Origin of the sequence: Aminipila sp. (assembly GCF_032051575.1) — a bacterium.
In the GTDB taxonomy this organism is placed as follows: Bacteria; Bacillota; Clostridia; order Peptostreptococcales; family Anaerovoracaceae; genus Aminipila.
In genome coordinates this window covers 226,504-251,401 of record NZ_DAMBYD010000001.1, presented here as the reverse complement: position 1 = coordinate 251,401, position 24,898 = coordinate 226,504, and the positions used below count along the sequence as shown (strand labels likewise).

The window sequence follows — 24,898 nt, the reverse complement described above, 5'->3', positions numbered from 1 at the left end:
TGTAGACACTAGAATGTAGACACTTTAATATAACCTCTTTGAAGCCCGTAAGTTCCAAACCTCCCACTGGTTTTTTGCTTTTTCCAACCCTGCAAAGTGCCCAGAATTTCATTGATTTCTCTGGTATCAGATTTCTTCATGAATTTAGCCTCTCCGTTAAAACATTCGCACCATATCTCTACTGCGCATATCTTGTCTCTTGGCATCGTTTCGCCTCCGGTCCTGTTAAACTCACCACTCCAATAAAGACGCCTCTCACCAATATTTCTTTTATCCCAATCAGGAGGAATCGGTCTTTCTAAGAACTCAATTATAAGGCCTTCCTTACTGTTGCACTCTCTGTGTTCTTCTTGCTGCTTCATGGCTTCCTGTTCTACTTCTCCGGACATGTATAAAGGTTCTCCCAGTCTCCATACCGTAAAAGCTTCAGCCCATATCTGTCCTACTTCATCTTCGAGCTGGCTAAACACATTTTTGATCGGCTCGTTAATTCCTACATCCACTGGCCAGAATCTTCTATTTCCCGTTTTATCCCTTAAGAACTCACTGTCATTTGTAGTCCCGAAAAAAACGCATCTACGTGGAAAACTGGAAGTCCTGCGGCCATACGCTTCTCTGTATATATCCACTGTCTTAGATAGAAACTGCTTTACCGAATTGGTCTCTGATTTAGTAAGCCCGTTTAATTCGCCTATTTCATTTATCCAGGTTCCCTGTACCATTTCCGAAGCTTCTTTGCCTTCAAAAGTCTGCAAGCTGTCAGAATACCAGTGCTTCCCTAAAAGCCTTAAGAATGTGCTTTTGCCAAGTCCCTGAGGACCTGAAAAAATAGGCATATAGTCATATTTGATTCCAGGCACAATTACCCTGGCCACAGCGGCTGCTAAACTTTTTCTTATTACTGCTCTGGTATAGTTGCTATCCTCTGCCCCTAAGTAGTCTGAAAGCAAAGTATCAAGGCGCTTAACTCCATCCCATTCAAGTTTGTTTAAATAGTCCTTTACGTCATTAATGGTATTCTTGTGTGCTACTAGTGCAGTTGCATCAAGCAGCTTCTCCTTGCCCGTTATCCGGTATACTTTTTCTATGTAGTGTCTCAGCCCTGCATCATCCACATCTGTCCATTGCCGTCTTTCCTCTCTCTTGTCCCATGGCAAGTTTCCTAATACCAGCCCCCTGTTTGCAAATTCATCAAATGCAAGCTTTTCTTTAAGCAGAGGGTCATTCTCTAATATGATAATAATATTATCAATTGTTTTATCCGGATTTCCTGACTGAGGTGCTACTGAGAGAAGTTTAATCCAGTTCTCCGTCTCTTTTGGAATCTGGCCGAAACTTTCTACAGCGTTATCATATCTTTCTGCATTAAGCAGCGCTGTTACGTTTATATCAGAGACTGCAAATTGACACATAGCCGTGTAAGAAGGCAGTTTGTTTGTAGGAGTATCGGGCTTGGCTTCCTCATCAAGTTCACCGAATTTATGAAGCCTTACCAAATCAAAAGCATTACATAGCCTTCCTCCTGCGGGGTCCGTAGCATGATGTGAGTAAATAAATTTACCGTTTTCATATATAACTGCTCCCCCGGTGGTAGATCCTCCGGTAAATGTAAATCGTTCTCCAATATCACAGGGTTCATAGGTCCCTGGAATAAGTTCATCAATTACTTTGTACACGTCATAAATCTTACAGAATGCCCCCACTACACCATTCTTTTCTGTTGGGTCTCCTTGTTTTTGTAGGAGCCTTTGGGTGCTTTGCAGTGTACCCGGTATCTGTGGCCACTCGGACATATTATGCCAGTCACCATACATTGCAAGTACTCCATCGGCTGACAGCATAGGTTTATCACTGCAGGTGAAAAGATATTTACTGTCAGCGCAGCAGCTTGGCCAATACATTAAACGTGATGCCTGGAATGTGGAAGGGTCACATAGTTCTATGCCTATAATCCCTGCTATTTTTCTTGCTATTGGTTCGTATTCATCAACTGTGACCGTCCTGTCAATTGGCAGTAATATTCGAAGTCTTGGCCTAACTGGTTCATGCTTTCTTGTACTGTATATGGCATATCCGCACCCCAGTGCTTCTATTCTGCATATAACATCATTAGTTGCCTCAGAGGGGATGTTATCAAGGTCAAGAGTAATTAAATCTCTTCCTGTTACATTGGCTGCTTTTCTCTGACCCTGTACAAGGCCTCCTACAAATCCGCCAGCATCTTTTAATTCATCCTGCTTTGATTTAGGCAGTGCAAGATAGGCTTCCAGTTTTTCTGTTCCTCTTACGGGTATTTTTAATTTTTCTACAAATTCACTCCACCACAGAGTCTGCTGTGGCCATGAAACTGATTTTCTGTTTCCTGCTGAGCTTATTTTAATTTGACGGTCATAATTCATAGCCGATTACTCCTTCTTATAGTAGTTTGTGGTAAATCCCTCTGCTTTTAAAATCAATCCCGGCGCCCATGGAATAGGTTCTCCCATGATTGTGCACATATTATCTATGTCAGCGTCTAAATCATCACATATCACTTCATCGTGAATATGAAAAACCGGGTGGTATCCTGCCTGAGATAGTCTCGTGATGCTTACCATCAAGCAATCCCTGGCAATCGCCTGCACAATATTTTCAACAAGTTTTCCTCCGTAAGTGTCTACCACTGTCCATTTTTTTGTCTGCTGATCCATACCATAATAATGGATGCTATCATTACCCCATTGGTTAGGAGATAAAAAAGGCTTTACATAGAACAATTTTCTTCCTGAGGGCAGCAATACTGTTAAAAAATCCTGACCTGTCCTATAGTCTGCTTCTCTTGCGAAAATCAAGTTTTTCACTCCTGCCGGCTGTCCGTTTTTCATTACTGAAATAGCTGCATTTTCAATTGCATACCAAAGATCAACAATTCGTTTATTGGAGCTTCTCCACCTTCTGACAATGTCCGGTAGTTCTTCCTCGGCTAGTCCCATTTTCAAAGCTCCCATAGTAATTAATGCCCCTGAAGCTCCCTGGTAACCAAGAGCAAGCTCCGCAATCTTTCCTTTCTGCCTTAGGGCGTATTCCGGATTTCCCTTTTTTATCTTCTCGATAGGTATACCAAACATTGCAGATGCAGAGGCCTCATATATTTTTCCATGAGTAGCGAATACATCCAGTCTCCATTGCTCTCCTGCTAACCACGCAATAACCCTGGCTTCAATGGCTGAGAAGTCTGCTACATAAAATGTTTTGCCCTCTGCAGGTATAAAGGCTGTTCTTATCAGTTGTGAAAGAGTATCAGGAATGTTCCCAAAGATAATTTTTAAATCTTCCAGCCTTTTTTTTCTTACAAGCTCCCTTGCTAGACCCAGCATAGTATCATCCATGGAATTTCGCGGTAGATTCTGCACCTGAACTAATCTTCCCGCCCATCTACCGGTCCTGTTCGCTCCGTAAAACTGTAACAATCCTCTTACTCTTTCATCGGAGCACATAGCCGTGTCCATAGCCGTATATTTTTTTACAGAAGTCTTAGAAAGCTCCTGCCTTATTTCAAGCATGCGTCTTGCTAAATCGTTTTCCGTATCCTTTATTAAATCTTTTACGGTTTCCTTTCTCAGGTTGTCTACTTCTTCTCCTGTTTCAACTTCCAGCCATTTAGTCAGCTGCTGTACACTTTTAGGATTATCAAGGCCAGATATTTCTACCGCCTCGGCCATTAATTCCTGTGTAATCATTTCGCTGCAACTTAAGGCCCCATCAATTAATTCTTTGTCCAGGGCAACTCCTCTGGCATTAATAATCTGGTCAAGCACCCATTCACTTTGCACTTCTTCTGGTACAGGGAAAGCTGAAAGGCGTCTCTCGATTTCCATTTCTGTTACTACATCCTGAACGCAGTACTCTTTAAAAAGACTCCACTTTTCAGGTTCATGTGCTGGCCAGTTTCTTTTTCTTCCGCCGTTTGACTTTGTCGGTTTACAGGGAGTGCAGAACAATTTTATTAAGGCCTTTCCTGTTGTAAGCTTTTTCTTGTCTTTTGGTAAACCCAATGCGTCACCTGTGGCCGCCAGTCCCGCTGTATATCCGCAATAAAGGCCGTGCAGCATAGTACATTTCCACTGTTCAAGCGGTGAATGTCCGTACTTATTCAGGCAGTACCATTCAAACGCTGCATTATAGGCATGCTTAATTACATTTGGATCCGCAAGTGCGAACAAGACTTCCGGTGGAAATGTTTCTCCGCAAGCAAGATCTATAATCTTTACCGGCTCACCATCAAAGCTATAGGCAAATAGCAGTATCATAAAATCAGGGGACTGTACACACTTGTACAATCCCGCTTTTGTAATATCCACACTGCTGAAAGTTTCTATATCAACTGATAAGTGCCTCATATTCCCATAACTCCTCCTGGAGCAATTGGTAATCCCGTTACTGGATCAATCTGCGTCACAGGCTGTTGATATGTAGGCTGTATTGGTTGAACTGGCTGACCATAATTCTGGACTGGCTGCATGGCCTGTGCAGGTTGTCCATAACTTTGAACTGGTAGAACTTGCTGAACCGGCTGGGCAAAATTAGTGCCACCAAAAGCAGCCTCCGCAGAAATACCGCCTCCCAAAGGTTCTCCATCAGAAACCTTCTGTACTGGTCCAAGCCCACAGCCTATCCCCTTCTTTCCATTACTGTTATATGGGAAGAACTGTACAGACACTCTGGCAAACATGCCACTGTATACCTCACTTTGATTTAGTATGGGCTGAATATTCATATCAACTACTGAAATCGGTTGCTTACTTGAAGCTGTAAATACCCAGTGCCCCTTGCATTCTGCTCCAAAAGGCATGCCATCACTTGGTCTAGCACCGTCTCCGTCGTATACGGGTATTGCTAAGATAGGAGGTCTCTGTCCGCCCCACTTTTCAGAAATACCGGACTGAATAGCTGCATTGACTGCTTCATCAATTCTTTGTTTTGTTGCAATATCTGATTTTGGTACTAAGATAGTAGTGCTGTATTTTGCGTCCTGCCCTGGCTGATGCGCATAAGGCTGAAATAAGTGAGCATAGCTCAAACGTACTGTGCCTGTTGTTACTTGTGTTAAATTTGCCATAATTATTTATCCTCCGTATTCTTGAATGCCTCTTCCGGCGTTATTTTATTTTGTATAGCTTCTCTTTTATCTGACTCTGCAGCAAGGGCTGGCTTACCTTCTTTTTTAGCAACGCATTCTTCCAGGATCTCCTTAAATTGTTTTTTGCCAAGAAGTTCCTCTACCTTTGTAAGGGTTATGGGTTCCCTCTTATAAAGCATAGTTTCCTCTACGATTGCTCCATCAATTAGTTTTTTAAACGCTGAATCCTGGTCAATAAATTCTCGGTTGCTGCGCCCCTCTACTGCTTTCCACCCTGGGATTATTCCACCAGAAAGGCAGGTGTTCAACGCATATTCTTCAAGATTTTTTACCCATTTTGCAATGTCTCTGGCTCTCTGCAGGATAGCTCCTACTTCTTCATTTGATATGAGAGGTGGCAACTTTCCTTTTTCAGGTTCCAGTTCCATATTAAAATCCATTCTTGCCCTGCAGAGTGACTTCGCCCTGCAAAACTTGCAGGCATATTCAGAAGGCATAAACTCTCCTTCCCCGTTAAATGCTCTTATGGCAACAGGTTTAATAAGTTCACCCCACATAAGTAATTCTGACTTTGAAATTTCATATTCCGATGTACTGTCTAATCTTGGCTGAACTATTGTCATGCGTATTGTTTCAACAGGATAAAGAAATGAATATTCCATATATGCTCCAAGTGCATAAAGCTTCATCTGAGGATTATCCTCTGCTGAGACCGGAACACCTTTTCCATATTTAAAATCAATTATGTGCATCTTTCCCCCGCCGATTATAATGCAGTCAACGGTTCCGAATCCCTCCGGAACGAAAGCAGAAAAATTAATTTTCTTCTCTACGGCAATGTAAGGCGGCGATGTAAATCCATGTACTGTTTTCTCTATGTAATCCAGGTATTCATCTGTAAAGCCCAGCATTTCATTTTGGTATAAAGGCTTCTGCTGAAGCTTCTTTAGTGCGTTTTTAAACTTTGTAGGAGTCATAGGCTCTATAAACGTCTTTTTAACTTTCAGTTCCCCAATTTCATGGGCAAGTGAGCCTTCATCTGCATATTCTGAAGTCTGTTCTGGCAAGGTTTCTTCAAGCCTTGCTGAAGGTGTACAGGTCAGCCACCTGGCTGCAGCAGATGCCGACAGCAAGGCATGCGCTCTCTCCATATTTTCTTTTGCCATTAAAGTTTAGCCCCCATTTCCCTAAGTTTTGTTGCATAGGCGCCATACTGTTCTTTTGGCAGTTCAGTAAGTGCTGATACACCAAAGGATGTAAGTAAGGCAACAACTTCATTTCTCTTTCCAGCATCACATACCTGCATACCTGCCATGGCAAGCTGTTCCATTGTATATACGGTTTCTGTTACCGGTAATGCACTTTGCTGCATAACCTGTGGCTGCATCTGAGGTTGCTGAGTTGGTACTGGTGCTGATACAGGCATTGTTGTTGGAATCGGCTGCTGAACGAATGGAGCCTGTTGTACCTGTGGAACAGCAGTATTTTGTTGAACTGTTACGGGGACAGTCATTCCCGGTGCTTCAGTTACAACAGGAGCTGCATTTGTTTGTTGCTCTGGCTTTCCGCAATCTATTGCACTGTTCTTTTCAAGATTCTTAATCGAATCAGCTAATTTTGCCAGACTGCCGTCTGCAAGGGTCTGAGATAACTCATGAATGTTTAACTCAAAAATTGTTTTCATCTATCTAATCTCCTTTAAATATTATTTAATGCATCTTGACAGCTTTTACTGTCTGATGTATTCTTAACTTGATTATTTGAATGTGCACTTACGTCTGAGGTTGCCGCCTCTGTAGGTGCTTTTTCTTTGTCTAAATTTATTCCATGCTCTTTTAATGCCTCTGTCCACATTTCTTTCACTATATCTGAACAATGTTCCATTGCATCTAACCAAGTAGGTCCTCTACCATTTTCCATTTGAAATCTAACTTGATAGTAAAGACTATCTCTGTTATGTGGCATATTAGGATCATGTTTAGTAGCGCATATAGGGCAAGTCCCTGGCGCTGCTGGCATTAACATCATTGTCCCTGCATTCTCAACTATCTTCATATTTCTATAAACACCTCACTCTCATACACACCTTTTTCAATAGCTTCCTGATGGCTCCCTACAAACATATCAATCCGGTTACCACTTATTCCACCACCGACGTCCTCAGCCACAAAGGCTTGTCCATCTATGTACACTGTGCTGCCAAGAGGTATGACCTCCGGATCTACACCAATGGTTCTACCGACAGTTGCTTTTGTTCCGGTATAGGTTATGCCATCGTCTTTACCACAACATTTTGAACAACTGCAGTAATGAGTTATCCTAAATTTTCCTAAGCTAACTAGCTCCCTCTTCTCCAGTTTTGTTATTGGATCCGCATCTGTCAGCTCTGGCTCCGTATACATTCTGTGGTACATCAGAGTATTGAGTGTATCGGTCTGCTGCATTTTCACTGTGTCCAGTTCCTGCTGTAGCCTGTAATCTGCATGAAAATTAATTCCTGTACAAATTAGCATTGTGCCGAAAATTACAGTTGTGCAGCTTCGTATTAGTTGTTTAAATCTTCGACTACGATAACGCTCTAGCTGCTTTGACACATTACCACCTCCTCTAATTCAATGTACAGTTCTTCCAACCTTTCATTGCAACGGTCCAATTTTTTTACAGCTGCCTTTCGCGCTGTCTTGACCTTCTTGATTTCTGTACTAATTTCTTCTTTTGAACGCATACTTTTTACCTTCCTCTCTTAAATTCTTAACTATCTCTATATCAGAGGGCTTAAGCTGCCCTATTAGAGCTTTATGTATCTGAATGCTTGTCCTAGATTCGCGCCGTTCTAGTTTACGTTGCTGCGCATATGTCATTAGAATCACCTTCTTCTTGCTGTCTGATAAATTCATCAATGCTCTCTTTCCTAAACAATAACTTTCTTCCCACTTTAAAGTGTGGAATTTCACCACGGCGGGCGCTCTTAATTACTGTGTCATAATGTATATGTAAGTACTCTGCTGCTTCGTGGCTGTCAAATACTATGTTTTCCACGTTATTACCTCCTAACTGCGTATTTCATTAAAACCTAACACTTCACTTGGAGTTTTATTTATTGCAATGCATATTTGTGGTAGATAGTCTACCGTAAAAGTTTTTCTTCCATTTAGAAGTGCATTAAATTGTTTTGCGCTCATTCCTGCTTTTTTTGCAACAACATACTGCTTGTATCCTTCATCACGAATAATTAATTTAATTTTTTCTGCTACCGTCATATTGTAGTAACCTCCTTTCTCTATCCCAACATATTGGACTTTTTCTATATATTAACTCCCATTTCGTTGGATGTCAATAATTTTATCCAATATTTTTGGATAATTTTATCTTGACATTCCAAGATTTTTAGGTATTATATAGATAAGAGGTGAAAAAAACATGGGACTAAATGATAAGCTTAAAGAAGCTAGGAAAAAAAAAGGCATGACGCAAGACGATGTGGAGCAGAAAACTGGAATAAACAAAAAGACTATTTCTAATTGGGAAAATGGTGTAAGCCGCCCTGATGTTGATAGTATTTCTTTATTATGTAAGATATATGGAATTGACCCTAATGATTTATTTGAATGGGATTCTGTAAAAGAAAAGCAACAAGAAGGATACTATCTTGACCCAGAAGCTGCAGCAATAGCTCAAGAAATATATGAAGACCAAGATTTAAAAATGCTATTTGATGCCTCTAGAAAAGTCAGCAAAAACGACATTCAATTGGTTATTGATATGGTAAAAAGATTAAAGGGTGATGAATAATTGGAATATATACAGGTGCATCTATTAGACATGCCTACCACAATAAGAGGTCTCACGATATATAATACTGATGATAGCTTTACTATTTTTATAAATGCAAAGCTTAACTCTGAAACACAAATAAAAGCCTATGACCACGAGATGGAGCATATCAACAATAGAGATTATGATAAAATGTATAGTGTGGATGTATTAGAAACTTTAAGACATGTTGGATAATTTTTATAATTCGTCAAAATACGACAGCATTAATTTATTAAAAAGTGTAGTATTAACTATATGACATGTATTTTAATAAATTAAGGAGAAGATTATGAGAAAATTTTTATCAACTATTTTAACTGTACTGTTAATTACAAGCTCAACAACATTAGCTTTTGCTGGTGTTGGCATTGATATTAATGGTACAAAAGTAAACTTTAACAATAGTACAGGTGCACCATTTGTGGACAACTCTAATCGTACGCAAGTCCCTCTAAGAATTGCTATGGAATCCTATGGATGTCAAGTTAGCTGGGATCAGGCTTCTCAAACAGCAATTGTTGAAAAAGACGGCGTAAAAGTTGAAGTACCAATCGGAGCAAATTACATTTTAAAAAATGGTGTAAAAATTCCAAATGATACAGCTGCACTTGTTAAAGATGATAGAACGTACCTCCCTATCAGAGCCGTATTAGAGGCTTTCGGAGCAAATGTAAGCTGGGACCAGACAACCCAGACTGTAGTTATAAAAAACGGTGCTAGTGTAACTACTATACCAGTTGCATCCGAAGCAAAGGTACATTTTATAAATGTAGGTCAAGGGGATAGCATACTGATTGATGCAGGCCAATTTGAGATACTTATAGATGCAGGACCAAAGGAATCAGCTCAGACTGTTGTTAATTATATTAAGCCTTATATAGATGGTGACTTAGATGTAGTGGTAGCCACTCATGAGCATGAGGACCATATCGGTGGACTACCAGCGGTACTTGGAGCTTATAAAGTAGGCAAGGTCATTGACAATGGCAGAATAGCGGATACAAATATTTATAAAGAGTATGCAACTGCTGTAACAGCTGAAGGGTGTGCTCATACAACAGCTACAGACCTTACTATTGACTTAGGTAATGGTGCTAAATACAAGGTAATGAAAATGGACGGTTCGTACGGTGATCCAAATAATAATAGTGTAGTATCAGAGTTAGATTACAATAATACTAAAATATTATTTATGGGAGACGCAGAACAATCAGTAGAAAAAGCAAACTTAAGCAAGTTTGGTGATATTGATGTGTTAAAGGCTGGCCATCATGGTAGTAGCACAGCATCAAGTGCAGATTTCTTAGCAAAAACTAAGCCTGAGACAGTAATAGTAAGCTGTGCGACAGGTAACACTTATAAGCATCCGCATTTAGCCGCATTACAAAGATTTTCAGGCACAAATGCTAAAGTGTATGGTACAGAGAAATCTGGCAACATAGTATTAACTACGAATGGTAGTACATACAGCTTAAATACTTCAACGCAATTAACTATAGCAGATGCTGGAGATAATACTTCAAACATTCAAAGCGCTACACCTGCTACCAACAATCAGGTTAATAATAATAATACTACATCAGTGACTCAGGCAGAGGCGACTTATGTAGGTAATAGTAGCACAAAAAAATATCATAAATTAGACTGTAGATATGCAGATAGCATTAAAGCTGAAAATGTAGTTTACTTTAAGACAAAGACTGATGCAACTACTGCAGGATATGAACCTTGCAAGGTTTGTAAGCCTTGATAACTTAATATAAAAACAAAAGCCCCCATTGCTGGGAGCTAATGCATATAGGTTGTAATGATACAACCCATGTCTCGCAAACATATTGTATCATTACCGCCCTTAAAGCACAAGCATTTAAGGGTATTTTTGTACCCAAAATCAAAACACCAAGGAGGTAATGACATGCCGGGAACTTATAGAAAGAGGGGAAAAGATTCATACCTTTTAGAGGTATGTATCGGCGCCGATTTTAAAGGCACAGCGAACAGATATAGTAAAACGGTACATTGTAGCTCAGATCGTGAAGCTGAAAAAGAACTTTCTAGATTTTTTGTTGAATGTGAATCTGGAAGTATAAGTAAAGCAAGTACCATTACTGTAGGAGCTTTATGCGACTTATTCTTTGAAGAATACGCAAAACTAAATTTAAAAAAATCATCACAGCTCAGTATAAAGACTTCAATCAAGGTTGCTATTAAACCATATTTCCAAGATAAGAAAGCCTCTAAAATAAAACGTCTTGACATTCAGCAATGGATTAACGAACTCTACAAAGGTCGTGCTGATAATGTAGATCTACCAAGAAGAGCTCCCAAAACAATTCGTAACTATTACTCTGCATTTAGGACAATATTACAGTTTGCAGTAACTTTTGATATTATCCCTCAAAATCCATGTAGAGATATTGTACTTCCAAAAAAGGAGCACAAGGAAGCCAACTACTATGATAAATCAGAAGTTTCAATGTTAATTAATTGCCTTGAAAATACGCAAAACAACGATTTAAAATTTAAAGTGGCAATATATATCGCTTTATTTGGAGGATTGCGTAAAGGCGAAATTTTAGGCCTAAACTGGGAAGATGTAGATTGGGAGAAAAAAGAGATAAAAATAAGAAGAACCAGAATGATTGAGAGAGGTCATGGTGTGTATGAAGATACTCCTAAGACCGATAAATCAAATCGTGTAATATCTCTACCTGTAGAAGTAATTGAAGTGTTACAGAAATTGAAGTTACAACAAAGTAAGGAGCGTATTCGTTTAGGAACAAAGTGGGAAGAATCACCTGCGATACTAAAAGGAGAATTTGGGCAACCAATGTATCCTCAGGTACTGCAAAGATGGTTCACGCGATTTCTAAAAGAAAACAACCTACGAAATATAGGCTTGCATGGATTAAGGCATACACACACTTCAATGCTTGCATATCTGCAAAAAGATAAGCTACAGATTAGTAAGCGGTTAGGTCATAGTCAACTTTCTACAACTCTAAATATTTACACTCATTTATTTGAAGAAACAGATCAGTCAATTGCTGCTGATTTGTCAGCTGAATTTATTAAGAAAAAGGCATAGAAAAAGTGTTTTACGACAATTTTACGACAAGTGCCAAAAAATGAAAAAGGAACGTTGAAATTTCAGCGTTCCTTTGGCGGAGGACATGGGACTCGAACCCACGGGGCTGTTACACCTTACTCGCTTTCCAGGCGAGCTCCTTAGCCACTCGGTCAATCCTCCACATAGTTATTCTTTTGTTTATATTGCTTCTTTTTATCAGACGCATTTGCTATTATACTACAATATTACCAGCATTTCAATATTTTTATTATTTTTTGTTTAAAAAAGAATAAATCTATAAACAAAAAGAATAATTTTGCAATTTTTTTGCAAAAACTACCCATTAGAGTAGGGACTGTTACATCTTTAATGGATATACTATAAAAGTACCCTTACTATATGACCTCTGCTTTACAGTTAATGTTCTAGTAGAATCCCACCTCTAGTTCAATAATTTTAAAGCAGTTGTCATATGCCAATTTTATTTCGAAAGATTTTTCACTCTTTCTTCAAGAATCTTATTGTAATCAAACACTTCATGTTTATATTCACCATTCATGTATTCCGAAGATATAAGAAAATCCGCAGTTGCACGATTGTTGGCAACTGGTATATCATAAACAGCAGCAATACGAAGTAATGCCTTTACATCTGGATCATGGGGCTGAGCTTCAAGTGGATCCCAGAAAAATATAAGCATATCAATCTCACCTTGAGCGATTCTTGCGCCTATTTGCTGATCTCCTCCTAATGGCCCACTTTTAAATCCTTTCACAGGAAGACCTGTTGCTTCTGCAATCAATTTTGAAGTAGTGCCTGTACCTAACAGAAAATGCCTCTTTAATGTGTGCTTATTTTCCTCACACCACGCCACTAATGCTGCCTTCCTGTTATCATGAGCAACAAGAGCAACCCTTTTTTGCTTTTCCATAGTATGTATTACTTGCTCGTAATTCATCCTCTACCTCCATCTTAAATAAAAGCTGTCTCAAACTAATTATTTATTTAAGACAGCCTGTAATCTCACTATACTAATAAAGCCTTAATTGATTGTTTCATCTGTTCAATATCAAGTACACCTGTATGCCTGATTTCTTTATTTTCAAGGTCCTTTAATCCAGCTGGAATCCTCACGCCAGTTTTCTTATTAAGTGCTTCAACATATGCAAACCCATCTTTTTCTTCACCTAATCCAATAGACTTAGCTACACTGTCTGCAAACTTATAGGCACTTGCAGTGGATGCTATGACAGTAGGCGTATTGTCTCCTGTTGCTGCCACATAATCCTGATAAACTTTATACGCAACAGCAGTGTGTGTATCCATAAGATAACCATTCGCTTTATACATTGCACCAATTGCATTATTTGTTTCGTCAATTGTAGCAAATCCTGCATAAAAGTCTTTTAATCCACTCTGAATCTTGTCCCCTACTTTATAAATTTTTTCTTTGTCAAGGCTTTCCATAAGTCCCTTAATCTCTGCAGCATTTCCACCAGATAAATGATATAATAATCTTTCAAGATTACTGGAAATTAAGATGTCCATTGATGGTGAATTGGTTAAATAGAAATCTCTCTTAATATCATATACCCCTGTATTTATAAAATCAGTCAAAACTTTATTTTCATTAGAAGCACAAATTAATCTTCCCATAGGAATTCCCATCATCTTTGCATAGTAAGCAGCAAGGATATTCCCAAAGTTTCCTGTTGGAACAACTACATTCATCTTTTCGCCTGCTTTAAGCACACCTTTTTCCATCATCTTTGCATAAGAATAAACATAGTAAGCAACCTGAGGAACAAGTCTTCCTATATTAATGGAATTTGCAGATGATAATTTACAGTTTATTTTAGCCAGTTCTAATGCAAATTCCGTATCGTTAAAAATTCTCTTAACGCCAGTCTGAGCATCATCAAAGTTCCCTTTAATGGCAAATACATGGGTGTTCTCTCCCTCTTGGGTAACCATCTGTCTTTCCTGTATCTGGCTAACTCCCTGATTCGGATAAAAAACTATGATTTCAGTGCCCGGTACATCAGCAAAGCCTTCAAGGGCTGCTTTTCCCGTATCCCCAGACGTAGCAGTCAGTATACAGATTCTTTTATCCTCTTTTTCTTTCTTCATTGCAGTAGTTAAAAGATAAGGTAGGATAGAAAGTGCCATATCCTTAAAAGCTGCTGTTCTTCCATGATATAGTTCTAAAAAATAGGCTGAACCACCTTTTACAAGAGGTGCTACCTCCTTCTCTTCAAATTTGCTATCATAAGCTCCCTTTACACAAGCCTGCATTTCTTCCTCCGTATAATCTGTAAAAAATGCAGATATTACTTTAAAAGCTATCTCTTGATATGTCTTTCCCACCATTTCTCCTAATTCAAATGGCAGTGTTGGCAGCTGCATAGGCACATAAAGGCCTTTATCTTCTGAAATTCCCTGTATAACAGCCTGTGCTGCTGTTTTATCATTTATACTTCCACGTGTACTTACGTAATTAATCATAACCGTTCTCCTTCATCTAAAACTATTGTCCCCCATTTTATCAAAATATTTGGCAAATTTCAAGGAATTCTAAAGGATATATTGATAATTTTTTTGCTGTGGCGCTTTAAAAAAATAACTTTTTTTGTGGTCCTAGATATTGGGTTTATGTTATACTAAGATTATATTATTTAGCTTATAAGGAAGGTGTCAAAATGTATTTTGGAAGTGTTCGTTTTTTTAAACATATAATATTAATAGTTATGGCTCTAGTTGTTATTTTTTCTGTATCTTCATGCGTATTGATGGGTATTTCTAATCACCATATGAAAAAAGTTCTTCAAGAAAATGGCTTAGCCGTAACTGCTAAAAGCCCTTCCGTAAGTTCTGATTCCAATATGCTCTTAGATCACCATAATTCTGAAAATTCCACAGCCTCTTTTGAATATCAAAAGCTATACCCAAAGCTGGCAATTGAAAACGATTTTAAATACAATAACGATTTACCAAAATCCGTTTATTTATCTTTTGACGATGGTCCTTCCAGTTTAACCCCCCAAATTTTGGATATACTTAAAGAACATAACGTAAAAGCAACTTTTTTTATTAATTATAGTGATAGTATGGAATCTCAGGCATTATACAAAAGGATGATTGATGAAGGTCACACCATTGGAGTTCATAGTACTTGTCACCAATATGCAACTATATATCAATCAACCAGTGAATTCTTAGATGATTTTGCACAGACCGCGTTAATGCTTGAACAAGTAACAGGTGTAAAACCCGAAATTTTTAGATTCCCAGGCGGCAGTATTAATTCCTACAACAGAGCTGTTTATCAGCAGACTATTTCAGAAATGTTAAGAAGAGGCTATACATATTATGACTGGAATGTTTCCGCAGATGATGCCACCAGTACTGTTACTAGAGATCAGATTTACACGAATGTGGTAAACGGTGTACAAAAATATAATAAGTCTATTGTTTTGATGCATGACTTAAGTAATAAATCCGATACATTATCTGCTTTACCAAGTATCCTAGAGGATTTACAGGCTAAAGGTTATAAATTTTACCCACTTACAAAAGATGTTAAGCCCGTAGCATTTGATTACGTTGACTAAATAACAAATGGAGGAGAAATATGAATTACAATAAATTAGCGGATTTGCTATTTCCGCATATTACTAAGTCACCTGCTGATTATGAGGAAATATTCCCAGAAAGACAATTTCCCGCAGGTGCAAAAGTCACCCGATTGGGGCCAAGCCCAACAGGTTTTATTCACTTAGGTAACCTTTATGGCGCTTTTGTTGATGAAAGGCTTGCTCACCAAAGTGGTGGTACTTTCTATCTTAGAATTGAAGATACTGATGACAAGCGCTATGTGGATGGTGCTGTAGAAGTTATTATAAATTCCCTTCGATTTTTTGACATCAACTTTGACGAGGGCGCTACTATTGACGGTCACATTGGTAATTACGGTCCGTACTACCAAAGTCAGCGAGGCGAAATATATCAGTGCTTTGTAAAAGAACTGATACAGAAAGGACAAGCTTACCCTTGTTTCCTGACTTCTGAGGAACTTGAAGAAATCCATGCAAAACAGGAAGCAAACAAGGAGAACTTTGGTATATATGGCAAATGGGCAGTAAATCGTAACCTTTCTATTGAAGAAATTGAAGAAAATATAAATGCTGGTAAATCTTATGTTATTCGATTGAAATCTGACGGTAATCATGGACTTCCAACTGAAGAAGTAAAGGCTATATCCGTAGAGGATGGTATCAGAGGGACTTTAACCATGCCTGAAAATAATCAGGATGTAGTAATCTTAAAAGCCAATGGTATTCCAACCTATCACTTCGCACACGTTGTTGATGATCATTTTATGAGAACTACACACGTGGTAAGAGGCGCTGAATGGTTACCATCACTTCCTATTCATGTTGAATTATTTGAAAAACTTGGATTTGAAATGCCAGTTTTCTGTCACACAGCGCAGCTTATGAAGCTCGACGAAGAAGGCAATAAAAGAAAACTTTCCAAACGAAAGGACCCTGAGCTTTCATTAGATTACTATAGAAATGAAGGTTACCACCCTGCTGCTGTCAGGGAATATCTTATGACCATTCTAAACTCAAACTTTGAAGAATGGCGTATAGCCAATCCTGATGCTCCTATTAATGACTTTGAATTTACCGTTGAAAAAATGAGCAATTCTGGTGCGTTATTTGACTTAAACAAATTAAATGATATCTGTAAAGATGTCCTTGTTAAAATTCCTGCATCTGACCTCTGTAAATTTATGAAAGACTGGTCCAGAGAATTTAAACCTGAGATTCTTTCTCTCTTTGAAGGGAATGAAGCGTATATCGAAAAGATTCTTAATCTTGGACGTGAAGGTGCGAAGCCAAGAAAGGATTTAATCTTTGCAAAACAGATATTTGAATTTATTAGTTACTTTTTTGATGATTATTTCAAGATTGAAGATGTTAATCCTGAAAATGTAAGTGATGAAGATGCAAAAGCCATTTTAACTGCCTATTTAGACAATTATGACCATAACGATGATCAGTCTGTGTGGTTCGATAAAATCAGAAGTATTGGTACCGAACTGGGATATGCTGCAAAACCTAAGGATTACAAAAAGAATCCTGACCAGTATAAAGGCCATGTTGGTGATGTCAGCACAGTTATTCGTATTGCTGTAATGGGTCGTTCTCAATCACCTGATATCTGGGAAATTCAGCAGATTCTTGGTGAAGAAAGAACGTGCAGCAGAATAAAAGCGAGAATTTAAAATGTACACATATAATGACCGTGTAAAAATGAGTGAAACTGACAAACGCCGAAACTGGACTATTCCTGCGATTATAGATGCTATGCAAAACTGTGTAATGTTTCAATTGGAGGACTTAGGTGTAGGTCTTGATCATTTTGATGAAAAAAACAAACTATTAGTAGTTACTTGCTGGCAAGTGAAAATTTTTAGTCTACCTAAACTTTTTGACAAAATAACGGTTGGTACTCAAGCTTATGGTTTTAAATCGGCCACAGGACTTCGTCACTGCATGATATGGGATGACAAAGGTGCACTGGCTATCGCCTCAAACTCTGTGGGGGTTTTTATTCATGCTGAAACCGGACGACCTGTTAAAACTCCACCCGAAGAGTGGCAGCAATATGACATTAATCCAGATACCCCGTGTAACTCCGTATCATTCCAGGATAAACATATATGTCTACCAGAAACTACCAAAGTTGTTGAGGAGTTTGATGTTAATATTCATCATCTTGATATAAACAATCATATGAATAATGGTCAATATGTAAGAATTGCCTATAATTATCTTCCTGATGATTTTAGGGTAGCACAATTCCGAGTAGAATATAAAAAGCAGGCCACTTTAGGGGATAGAGTTTTTGTAAAACTATCCACTGACACAAAATATCAGTCCTCTGTTATTTGTGTTTCTATATGTGATATAGAAGGCAGCCCTTATGCTATCGTTGAATTTAGTAACAAATAAAAAAAGTAGGGCGCTTCAATTGAAGCGCCCCTTTTCTGACTTTTGATATGGGTTGATGTACTACTAATTTAGCTATAACAATTACAGAAGATAATCACCAATAGCAAGAAGAAAAACAGTAAGCTAGTATCAACGCCTTCGCCATTAAATAAACCACAACCGTTTGACATTTATAATCACCTGCTCCTTTAAAATTTATTGTTTGTATGATATGATATGTCTTTTCTCCATAATGTGTTACTATTTTCTAGATTAATAAATCTGTTTTCATTTTTAATTTTTGTATATATGAAATACTCAATAACTAATTTAACCTAGTCCTATTGGTTATTATACCTGCCAGCTGTTAAGATACTTTTCCTGTTCAGGAGTAAGCTTATCAATCTCAATGCCCCAAGCTTCAAGCTTTCTAGTTGAAACAATATCATCGATTTCAGCTGATACATCAATCACACCATTCTTTAAGCTCTTGTGATTTTCCTTAATATATAGTGCAGATAAAGTTTGCACCGCAAAACTCATATCCATAATTTCTGCTGGGTGCCCATCTGCAGCCGCAATATTTACAAGTCTGCCTTCAGCAATAACATTTACCATTCTGCCATTAGCAAGTTTGTAACCCATAATGTTTTTTCTGGTTTCCATTTTTTCTACGGATGCTTCTTCCAGCCCAGCCATATCGATTTCACAGTCAAAGTGTCCTGCGTTTGTCAAGATTGCTCTATCCTTCATAGTAAGCATATGTTCCATAGTAATCGTATGGTTACATCCTGTAGCTGATACAAACATATCTCCTAATGGTGCAGCCTTAGCCATAGTCATTACACTATACCCATCCATACGGGCTTCAATAGCCTTCACTGGATCAATCTCTGTAACGATTACGTTTGCACCCATAGCTGCTGCTCTCATAGCAATGCCTCTTGAGCACCATCCATAACCAGCAACAACAACAGTTTTTCCAGCCACTATTAGATTGGTATTTGTCATAATACTAGCCCAAACAGACTGACCTGTGCCATATCTATTGTCAAATAAGTGCTTACACTGTGCATCGTTAACCGCTACCATAGGGAACTTAAGAACGCCTTCACGTTCCATCGCCTTAAGTCTAATAACACCCGTTGTAGTTTCTTCGCAGCCACCCCAGACTTCTTCAGCAAGATCAGGCCTCTTATTATGAACCATACCAACAAGATCTCCACCATCGTCTATAATAATGTTTGGTCTATGTTCAAGGCTCATCTCAATATGTCTTTCATATTCTTCAGAAGTTGCTCCATGATATGCATAAACCATAAGCCCATCTTCAACTAGTGCCGCAGCAATGTCATCCTGTGTAGAAAGCACATTACTTCCGGTAACTGACATCTGTGCACCGCCTGCTGCTAATACTTTACATAAATATGCAGTTTTAGCCTCAAGGTGTACTGAAAGTGTTATCTTAATGCCCTCAAATGGCTTTGTCTTTACAAACTCTTCTTCAAAACCCCTCAGAAGCGGCATGTTATTTTTAACCCACTCAATTTTTTGATGTCCGGATGGTGCTAACGCAATATCTCTGATTTCATATTTATTCATTTCTTTATCTCCTTCATTGTGTTTTCTTAACATTTTCCGTTTATTTAAAGGTGCTACTTAAATAAGCTCCCTGTGAAAGGCTCTGTAGTATCGCAGTGGCCCATAAGCGTTTCAGCCTCTTTACCATCTACTAAAAATTGTACTCGTTCTATTTCATCGAAACTGTTTATAAGAGTTTCTACAATCTGACTTATAAACACTGTTTCTTCAAGAGATCCGCCACTGCCTTTCAAATCTTCTCCGATTAAATCTACATAAGCAGTTCCTTCTTTGCATGTAATGTTATGCATTCCAAACTTTTCAGAAACTAATGTGTCCGCATTTTTTAACTCTTTAGGTACTTCCCATAAGTGAGTAATAGCCTCTGTATATGCATAAGAAGCAGCCTCTTCATCTGTCATTCCTTTAGGCGTCTTTTCAGGTAAATAGATTGATTCATCATATGCTATTAATGCACCCTTACTTTCATCACCAGTTGCAATAAAGTCATTATTTACAAAATAAAGCTTCAATTGCTTATTTACTTGTTGTTCTTCTGCTGTTTTATGCCCACAGCCAGATAGCCCCACTAAAGATGCTACGATTAACACAGCGCCTATAGTAAAGCAAAATAATCTCCTCATGAATCTATCCATTATCATACTTTGTTTTTCTCCCATTTCTAACCCCCTAGTAATTTACTTCTGGTCTTGACGAATCATAAACCTTATTCACATCATAGTAATATTGATTTACGAAATCTGGACGTTTCTGCATGGTATACCCATCTAGATTTACTCTTGGCATAACCATTATATCTTTATAAAATATAGTTCTCCTGCTGATATCTACAGGGCAGAATATTTTATATCCACTATCCGCAATGTATCTATGTATTGAATTTTTGTTATCCCAATGCCAGCCAAAAGGGGATATGTAAATATTAGTTTTCCCCACCCAAGGTTCAATTTTTTGTTTCCATCTGTCTGTATCATACTTCATTTGAGCCATGGTGACCTTTCCAGTTCTAAAATAGCCATTATGTGTATAACTATGACAAGCAAACAACCATCCATCAGCTTTCAGATTATCTGCAACAGCTTTAACCTCCTGCTGCCATTTGGCCTCTTCTGGTAAGTCATCCGTAATTCTATATCCCAATGCTCCTTCATAACCAGTCAGCGCTATCACACCCTTTGCACCTTTCCATGAAAAGTCCGGATGTTTTAATACAAAGTCATCTAAAATCGGCATTACATCGCCATCACGAGTTAATTGGGTTTCTCCTTTAGGATTTATTACTTCAGTCCATACTCTTTTATCCGATCCGATAACTAATCGATTAGCAAATCCATCTGGCTTCATATAATCATAATAATTTACATCATCTATAGAAATAACTAATGGTTTTTTACCCTTTGGCAAGTAAATGTCTTTAGGCATTATGCTTCCGTCTTCATTCACTTTAATGGTTTCATTTAAAGGATAAAGCACGTAACCCCTTTTATAAAGTTCTGGAAGCATAGCTTTAAATTCTTTAACAGTAGTCATCCACATATTATACCCCTGTGCTGGATGTCCCTTCTTATCAAAAGCCAGCTCCGGATAAATAATCAGACTGTGGAAAAAAACATGTTCTACTACGCCTTCATATTTTATTAAAGAATCTTTTTGTTTTTGTATATCAGCTATCTTTAGCTGAATTGCATCCCCAGTAAGATTTTCATCCGTCAATTCCGGATTTTTTTCCAAAACCTCCAATGCCTCATCATAAAAATATCCAAGTGCCAGTTTGTCTGCCTCAGCTATTACAGTATTCTTTTCAGAACTTGTGTTTTTTGCTGAAACAGCCATATCTTCATCAAGAGCGCTCTTAATTATTATAACAGCAAGTACTGCTACTGCAATAACACCCGCAGTTACAGCCAGCTTCAAATATCTATCTGATTTCTTATTGCCGTCCCCTTTTAAAACTCCCATGAAAATTCCCCTTTTCCCAATACACACTTTAAGTTTTAATAAGTTTTTAAATGGGCAGTATAACTATTCAACAGTTACACTCTTAGCCAAATTCTTTGGCTTATCAATATCGCATCCTCTTTCCTTGGCTATATAATAAGCCATAATTTGAAGTGGCACTACAGAAAGAAGAGGTGACACTTCATCTATACAATCTGGAATATAAATAACCTTATCTGCCTGCTTCTCAATCTCCTTATTACCTTCTTTTGCAACGCCTATTACATAAGCACCTCTTGCTTTTACTTCCTGAATATTTGAAAGCATTTTTTCATATAACTTATCCTGAGTAGCAATAGCTATTACAAGTGTATCCTTCTCTATAAGCGCAATAGTGCCATGCTTCAATTCACCTGCTGCAATTGCAAAAGAATTTATATAAGAAATTTCTTTCAGCTTTAAGGAACCTTCATAAGAAACACCTGCATCAGGCCCTCTTCCAATAAAGAAAACCTGCTCTCTCTTATATAGCTCTTTTGCTAAATCGCGTATTGACGATTCACCTTCTAACAATTTTGTCAGCTTTTCTGGGATTTCCTTAAGCTCTGACATATACTGATTATATCTTTCATCAGCAATAACACCTTTAGTGCGCCCCATGTAAAGTCCTATTAAATACATACACATTAACTGAGTCGTATAAGCCTTAGTTGATGCAACAGCAATTTCCGGGCCTGCCCAAGTGTAAAATACATCGTCTGATTCCCGTGCAACTGAACTTCCTACTACATTGACAACTGATAATATTCTAGCGCCTTTGCTCTTTGCTTCTCGTAGTGCTGCTAACGTATCCAGCGTTTCGCCAGATTGGCTAATAGCGATAAACAATGTTTTGTCATCTACAAATGGGTCTCTATACCTAAATTCCGAAGCCACATCGATTTCAACCGGAATCTTTGCAAGATTTTCTATTACAAATTTGCCAACTAACCCTGCGTGATAAGCCGTGCCACAGGCAACAATAAATACTTTGTTAAAGCCTTCGATATCTTCCTTCGTCATATTAATGCCATCAAGCTTGATACTACCATCTTCTTCAATACGTCTATTTAAAGTCTCATAAATTCCTTTTGGCTGTTCATGTATTTCCTTCAGCATAAAGTGGTCATAGCCTTCCTTTTCAGCTGCTTCAGCGTCCCAAGTCACATGAAAAACTTCACGTTTTATCTCTTTACGGGCCTCATTATAAATTTTCACATCATCTGCTGTAACTACAACGGTCTCATTGTTTTCAATTAAATAAATTTTTCTAACATGCTTTAAAAGCGCAGGAATATCAGAGGCTATAAAATTACATCCTTCTCCAAGTCCTGCAATAAGAGGAGCATCTTTTCTTACCGCAACAATTTTATCAGGTTCAGATGCTGCTACAACACCAATTGCATAAGCACCTCTCATTTTGTCAACAGCTTTGTAAACAGCCTCCTGAAGATCTCCATCATAATAAATACCAATAAGATGCGCAATCACTTCCGTATCCGTTTCAGATTTAAAAACAACTCCAAATTCTTTTGACAGCCATTCTTTTATTTCTACATAGTTTTCAATAATACCATTATGAACTACAGCTATTGATCCATCGCTATTGCAATGTGGGTGTGAGTTCAAATCAGATGGGGCCCCATGCGTAGCCCATCTGGTATGACCTATACCTATATTACTGTTTAAAGTCTCACCTGCCATAAGATTTTCAAGGTTCGTAATTCTTCCGACATGTTTTCTTACTTCAAGTCTGCCTCCTATATTTAAAGCAATACCTGATGAGTCATATCCTCTATATTCTAATTTTTTTAATCCATCGAGAATGATGTCTTTTGCATCTCTTATATTCCTTTTACCTACGTAACCTACTATTCCACACATATTAAGTGTCCTCCTATCCCAATCTCTTTGTTATCAAAAGTGCTAGTTCCTGCGCTAATTTTGTTATATCTTCTATATTCTGCCCCTCAATCATAACTCTTACAAGTGGTTCTGTTCCTGAAGGTCTGATTAATACCCTTCCTTCTCCAGCCATTAATGTCTCTACCCTTGCAATTTCTGCACTGACTTCAGGGTCCTCCATATACTTTTTCTTATTTTCATTTTTGATGGCTGCATTTTTCAAAACCTGCGGATAAATGATGATTTCATCTGACATTTCAGAAGGTTTCTTTTCACTGGCTTTAATAGCCTTAACAAGCTGCAATGCAGATAATATACCGTCACCAGTAGTCGTATAATTTAAGAAAATAATATGCCCTGACTGTTCTCCACCTATTACACCACCAGTTTTAAGCATACTTTCCAGAACATATCGATCCCCAACCTGGGTAACTTCAACATTACATCCCATTTCTTCTACAGCTTTATGAAATCCGAGATTGCTCATAACTGTAGCCGTAACTTTATCCTTTGCTAGAAGGCCTGTGTCTTTAAGCATTTTTGCACACATTACTATAGTTTTATCTCCATCAATAATGCGGCCGAGTTCATCAACAGCAATCAATCTATCTGCGTCACCATCAAAAGCAAGCCCTAAGTCAGCCTTCTTTGCTATCACTCGAGCCTGTAAATTTTCAGGATGAGTAGAACCACATCCTGCATTAATATTAATCCCATCTGGGTTATTTGCTATTACTGTAATATCTGCACCTAAGTCACTGAAAACTCTTTCTGCCACTTTATAAGATGCTCCATTTGCACAATCTAAAACAATCTTCATTCCATCAAGTCTGGTATCTATCGTGCTCTCAAGGAATTTTACATATAAATCAAGCGCATCATCCTCTGCTGCTAAGCATCGCCCTAGTCTATCCCCTGTAATGTGGCTGTTTATATCAATATTTCTAATAATAATGTCTTCAATCTGTTCTTCTAATTCATCATCCAGCTTAAAACCTTCTGAATTAAAAAATTTAATGCCATTGTACTCAAAAGTATTATGTGACGCTGATATTACTACACCAGCTGTTGCTTTATAATACTTTACAAGATATGCAACTGCAGGCGTAGGTAAAACTCCAACCTTTATAACATTTCCGCCCATAGCAAGGATGCCTGCACTTAACGCATCCTCCAGCATATCTCCTGATATTCTTGTATCTTTACCAATTAGAACAACTGGTCTCTGCTCTTCTTTGCTAAGTACATAAGCACCCACTTTACCTAGATTAAAAGCCAGTTCCGGAGTCAGCTCTGAATTTGCTATGCCTCTTACTCCGTCAGTTCCAAACAATCTACCCATTAAAATAGTCCTCCTAAATGTATGTATAAAAAATGTGGCTTCGCCACTCCGTATTAAAAAATACGAAA

General features: G+C 38.1%; 24 protein-coding genes and 1 tRNA gene. 7 read left to right on the top strand and 18 right to left on the bottom strand.

Annotated features, from left to right (window positions below):
- Window positions 1–8 precede the first annotated feature (8 nt).
- From RTW14_RS01130 to RTW14_RS01085, 10 genes are all read right to left on the bottom strand, one after another.
- Window positions 9–2,399, bottom strand: a complete 2,391-nt coding sequence (locus RTW14_RS01130) for a virulence-associated E family protein (protein ID WP_312647544.1) — start codon at window positions 2,397–2,399, stop codon at window positions 9–11.
- 6 nt (window positions 2,400–2,405) lie between these two features.
- Window positions 2,406–4,379 carry a DNA polymerase gene (locus tag RTW14_RS01125; protein WP_312647543.1) on the bottom strand — a complete coding sequence of 658 codons (1,974 nt, stop codon included), beginning with the start codon at window positions 4,377–4,379 and terminating at the stop codon, window positions 2,406–2,408.
- Window positions 4,376–5,098: a DUF2815 family protein gene (locus RTW14_RS01120; protein ID WP_312647541.1), complete on the bottom strand. Its 723-nt coding sequence runs from the start codon at window positions 5,096–5,098 to the stop codon at window positions 4,376–4,378. The genes RTW14_RS01125 and RTW14_RS01120 overlap by 4 nt, the downstream gene beginning before the upstream one ends.
- Window positions 5,099–5,100: 2 nt before the next feature.
- Complete coding sequence (locus RTW14_RS01115) at window positions 5,101–6,285, bottom strand: DUF2800 domain-containing protein (protein ID WP_312647540.1); 1,185 nt, start codon at window positions 6,283–6,285, stop codon at window positions 5,101–5,103.
- A complete protein-coding gene (locus RTW14_RS01110; protein ID WP_312647539.1) occupies window positions 6,285–6,803 on the bottom strand; it encodes a hypothetical protein in 519 nt (172 codons plus the stop codon). Before RTW14_RS01110 ends, RTW14_RS01115 begins: the two co-directional genes overlap by 1 nt.
- Window positions 6,804–6,817: 14 nt before the next feature.
- Window positions 6,818–7,174, bottom strand: coding sequence for a hypothetical protein (locus tag RTW14_RS01105; protein WP_312647538.1), 357 nt, complete (start codon window positions 7,172–7,174; stop codon window positions 6,818–6,820).
- A complete protein-coding gene (locus RTW14_RS01100) occupies window positions 7,171–7,713 on the bottom strand; it encodes a 3D domain-containing protein (protein WP_312647536.1) in 543 nt (180 codons plus the stop codon). Before RTW14_RS01100 ends, RTW14_RS01105 begins: the two co-directional genes overlap by 4 nt.
- A complete protein-coding gene (locus tag RTW14_RS01095; protein ID WP_312647535.1) occupies window positions 7,698–7,844 on the bottom strand; it encodes a hypothetical protein in 147 nt (48 codons plus the stop codon). The genes RTW14_RS01100 and RTW14_RS01095 overlap by 16 nt, the downstream gene beginning before the upstream one ends.
- A 113-nt stretch (window positions 7,845–7,957) precedes the next feature.
- Window positions 7,958–8,158 carry a helix-turn-helix domain-containing protein gene (locus RTW14_RS01090; protein WP_312647533.1) on the bottom strand — a complete coding sequence of 67 codons (201 nt, stop codon included), beginning with the start codon at window positions 8,156–8,158 and terminating at the stop codon, window positions 7,958–7,960.
- A gap of 11 nt (window positions 8,159–8,169) precedes the next feature.
- Complete coding sequence (locus RTW14_RS01085; RefSeq protein ID WP_312647531.1) at window positions 8,170–8,379, bottom strand: helix-turn-helix domain-containing protein; 210 nt, start codon at window positions 8,377–8,379, stop codon at window positions 8,170–8,172.
- 160 nt (window positions 8,380–8,539) lie between these two features.
- On the opposite strand from RTW14_RS01085, the gene RTW14_RS01080 reads away from it, so the two are divergent.
- From RTW14_RS01080 to RTW14_RS01065, 4 genes are all read left to right on the top strand, one after another.
- Window positions 8,540–8,911: a helix-turn-helix domain-containing protein gene (locus RTW14_RS01080; protein ID WP_312647529.1), complete on the top strand. Its 372-nt coding sequence runs from the start codon at window positions 8,540–8,542 to the stop codon at window positions 8,909–8,911.
- Window positions 8,912–9,130 (top strand): hypothetical protein, encoded by a 219-nt coding sequence (locus RTW14_RS01075; protein WP_312647527.1) that lies wholly within the window; start codon window positions 8,912–8,914, stop codon window positions 9,128–9,130.
- Between the two features lie 94 nt (window positions 9,131–9,224).
- The gene (locus RTW14_RS01070; protein WP_312647525.1) at window positions 9,225–10,685 is read left to right on the top strand and encodes a stalk domain-containing protein; all 1,461 of its coding nucleotides are present in this window, start codon (window positions 9,225–9,227) and stop codon (window positions 10,683–10,685) included.
- Between the two features lie 165 nt (window positions 10,686–10,850).
- Window positions 10,851–12,023: a tyrosine-type recombinase/integrase gene (locus RTW14_RS01065; protein WP_312647523.1), complete on the top strand. Its 1,173-nt coding sequence runs from the start codon at window positions 10,851–10,853 to the stop codon at window positions 12,021–12,023.
- Between the two features lie 74 nt (window positions 12,024–12,097).
- On the opposite strand, the gene RTW14_RS01060 is transcribed toward RTW14_RS01065, so the two are convergent.
- The 3 genes from RTW14_RS01060 to thrC all read right to left on the bottom strand — a co-directional run bounded on the left by RTW14_RS01060 (window position 12,098) and on the right by thrC (window position 14,510).
- A tRNA-Ser gene (locus RTW14_RS01060) sits at window positions 12,098–12,185 on the bottom strand.
- Between the two features lie 301 nt (window positions 12,186–12,486).
- The gene (locus RTW14_RS01055) at window positions 12,487–12,963 is read right to left on the bottom strand and encodes a methylglyoxal synthase (protein WP_312647521.1); all 477 of its coding nucleotides are present in this window, start codon (window positions 12,961–12,963) and stop codon (window positions 12,487–12,489) included.
- Between the two features lie 68 nt (window positions 12,964–13,031).
- On the bottom strand, window positions 13,032–14,510 hold the full coding sequence (gene thrC, locus RTW14_RS01050; protein ID WP_312647519.1) for a threonine synthase: 1,479 nt from the start codon (window positions 14,508–14,510) through the stop codon (window positions 13,032–13,034).
- A 194-nt stretch (window positions 14,511–14,704) separates the two neighbouring features.
- On the opposite strand from thrC, the gene RTW14_RS01045 reads away from it, so the two are divergent.
- Genes RTW14_RS01045 through RTW14_RS01035 form a run of 3 tightly spaced genes read left to right on the top strand, consistent with a single transcriptional unit; the run spans window position 14,705 to window position 18,025 of the window.
- The gene (locus tag RTW14_RS01045; RefSeq protein ID WP_312647517.1) at window positions 14,705–15,616 is read left to right on the top strand and encodes a polysaccharide deacetylase family protein; all 912 of its coding nucleotides are present in this window, start codon (window positions 14,705–14,707) and stop codon (window positions 15,614–15,616) included.
- A 20-nt stretch (window positions 15,617–15,636) separates the two neighbouring features.
- Window positions 15,637–17,295: a glutamate--tRNA ligase gene (gene gltX, locus RTW14_RS01040; protein ID WP_312647515.1), complete on the top strand. Its 1,659-nt coding sequence runs from the start codon at window positions 15,637–15,639 to the stop codon at window positions 17,293–17,295.
- A 1-nt stretch (window position 17,296) separates the two neighbouring features.
- Window positions 17,297–18,025, top strand: coding sequence for an acyl-[acyl-carrier-protein] thioesterase (locus RTW14_RS01035; protein ID WP_312647513.1), 729 nt, complete (start codon window positions 17,297–17,299; stop codon window positions 18,023–18,025).
- 330 nt (window positions 18,026–18,355) lie between these two features.
- On the opposite strand, the gene RTW14_RS01030 is transcribed toward RTW14_RS01035, so the two are convergent.
- From RTW14_RS01030 to glmM, 5 genes are all read right to left on the bottom strand, one after another.
- Window positions 18,356–19,606, bottom strand: a complete 1,251-nt coding sequence (locus RTW14_RS01030) for an adenosylhomocysteinase (RefSeq protein ID WP_312647511.1) — start codon at window positions 19,604–19,606, stop codon at window positions 18,356–18,358.
- Between the two features lie 53 nt (window positions 19,607–19,659).
- Complete coding sequence (locus tag RTW14_RS01025; RefSeq protein WP_312647510.1) at window positions 19,660–20,265, bottom strand: GerMN domain-containing protein; 606 nt, start codon at window positions 20,263–20,265, stop codon at window positions 19,660–19,662.
- A 10-nt stretch (window positions 20,266–20,275) separates the two neighbouring features.
- The gene (locus RTW14_RS01020; protein ID WP_312647509.1) at window positions 20,276–21,565 is read right to left on the bottom strand and encodes a hypothetical protein; all 1,290 of its coding nucleotides are present in this window, start codon (window positions 21,563–21,565) and stop codon (window positions 20,276–20,278) included.
- A 63-nt stretch (window positions 21,566–21,628) separates the two neighbouring features.
- A complete protein-coding gene (glmS, locus tag RTW14_RS01015; protein WP_312647507.1) occupies window positions 21,629–23,467 on the bottom strand; it encodes a glutamine--fructose-6-phosphate transaminase (isomerizing) in 1,839 nt (612 codons plus the stop codon).
- A 13-nt stretch (window positions 23,468–23,480) separates the two neighbouring features.
- The gene (glmM, locus tag RTW14_RS01010) at window positions 23,481–24,830 is read right to left on the bottom strand and encodes a phosphoglucosamine mutase (protein WP_312647506.1); all 1,350 of its coding nucleotides are present in this window, start codon (window positions 24,828–24,830) and stop codon (window positions 23,481–23,483) included.
- Window positions 24,831–24,898 lie beyond the last annotated feature (68 nt).

What these genes read in the sequence shown, in the direction of transcription:
- RTW14_RS01130 (WP_312647544.1), bottom strand. Translation starts at nt 2,399, where the DNA reads ATGAATTATGACCGTCAAATTAAAATAAGCTCAGCAGGAAACAGAAAA.
- RTW14_RS01125 (WP_312647543.1), bottom strand. Translation starts at nt 4,379, where the DNA reads ATGAGGCACTTATCAGTTGATATAGAAACTTTCAGCAGTGTGGATATT.
- RTW14_RS01120 (WP_312647541.1), bottom strand. Translation starts at nt 5,098, where the DNA reads ATGGCAAATTTAACACAAGTAACAACAGGCACAGTACGTTTGAGCTAT.
- RTW14_RS01115 (WP_312647540.1), bottom strand. Translation starts at nt 6,285, where the DNA reads ATGGCAAAAGAAAATATGGAGAGAGCGCATGCCTTGCTGTCGGCATCT.
- RTW14_RS01110 (WP_312647539.1), bottom strand. Translation starts at nt 6,803, where the DNA reads ATGAAAACAATTTTTGAGTTAAACATTCATGAGTTATCTCAGACCCTT.
- RTW14_RS01105 (WP_312647538.1), bottom strand. Translation starts at nt 7,174, where the DNA reads ATGAAGATAGTTGAGAATGCAGGGACAATGATGTTAATGCCAGCAGCG.
- RTW14_RS01095 (WP_312647535.1), bottom strand. Translation starts at nt 7,844, where the DNA reads ATGCGTTCAAAAGAAGAAATTAGTACAGAAATCAAGAAGGTCAAGACA.
- RTW14_RS01085 (WP_312647531.1), bottom strand. Translation starts at nt 8,379, where the DNA reads ATGACGGTAGCAGAAAAAATTAAATTAATTATTCGTGATGAAGGATAC.
- RTW14_RS01080 (WP_312647529.1), top strand. Translation starts at nt 8,540, where the DNA reads ATGGGACTAAATGATAAGCTTAAAGAAGCTAGGAAAAAAAAAGGCATG.
- RTW14_RS01070 (WP_312647525.1), top strand. Translation starts at nt 9,225, where the DNA reads ATGAGAAAATTTTTATCAACTATTTTAACTGTACTGTTAATTACAAGC.
- RTW14_RS01065 (WP_312647523.1), top strand. Translation starts at nt 10,851, where the DNA reads ATGCCGGGAACTTATAGAAAGAGGGGAAAAGATTCATACCTTTTAGAG.
- RTW14_RS01055 (WP_312647521.1), bottom strand. Translation starts at nt 12,963, where the DNA reads ATGAATTACGAGCAAGTAATACATACTATGGAAAAGCAAAAAAGGGTT.
- thrC (WP_312647519.1), bottom strand. Translation starts at nt 14,510, where the DNA reads ATGATTAATTACGTAAGTACACGTGGAAGTATAAATGATAAAACAGCA.
- RTW14_RS01045 (WP_312647517.1), top strand. Translation starts at nt 14,705, where the DNA reads ATGTATTTTGGAAGTGTTCGTTTTTTTAAACATATAATATTAATAGTT.
- gltX (WP_312647515.1), top strand. Translation starts at nt 15,637, where the DNA reads ATGAATTACAATAAATTAGCGGATTTGCTATTTCCGCATATTACTAAG.
- RTW14_RS01035 (WP_312647513.1), top strand. Translation starts at nt 17,297, where the DNA reads ATGTACACATATAATGACCGTGTAAAAATGAGTGAAACTGACAAACGC.
- RTW14_RS01030 (WP_312647511.1), bottom strand. Translation starts at nt 19,606, where the DNA reads ATGAATAAATATGAAATCAGAGATATTGCGTTAGCACCATCCGGACAT.
- RTW14_RS01025 (WP_312647510.1), bottom strand. Translation starts at nt 20,265, where the DNA reads ATGGGAGAAAAACAAAGTATGATAATGGATAGATTCATGAGGAGATTA.
- RTW14_RS01020 (WP_312647509.1), bottom strand. Translation starts at nt 21,565, where the DNA reads ATGGGAGTTTTAAAAGGGGACGGCAATAAGAAATCAGATAGATATTTG.
- glmS (WP_312647507.1), bottom strand. Translation starts at nt 23,467, where the DNA reads ATGTGTGGAATAGTAGGTTACGTAGGTAAAAGGAATATAAGAGATGCA.
- glmM (WP_312647506.1), bottom strand. Translation starts at nt 24,830, where the DNA reads ATGGGTAGATTGTTTGGAACTGACGGAGTAAGAGGCATAGCAAATTCA.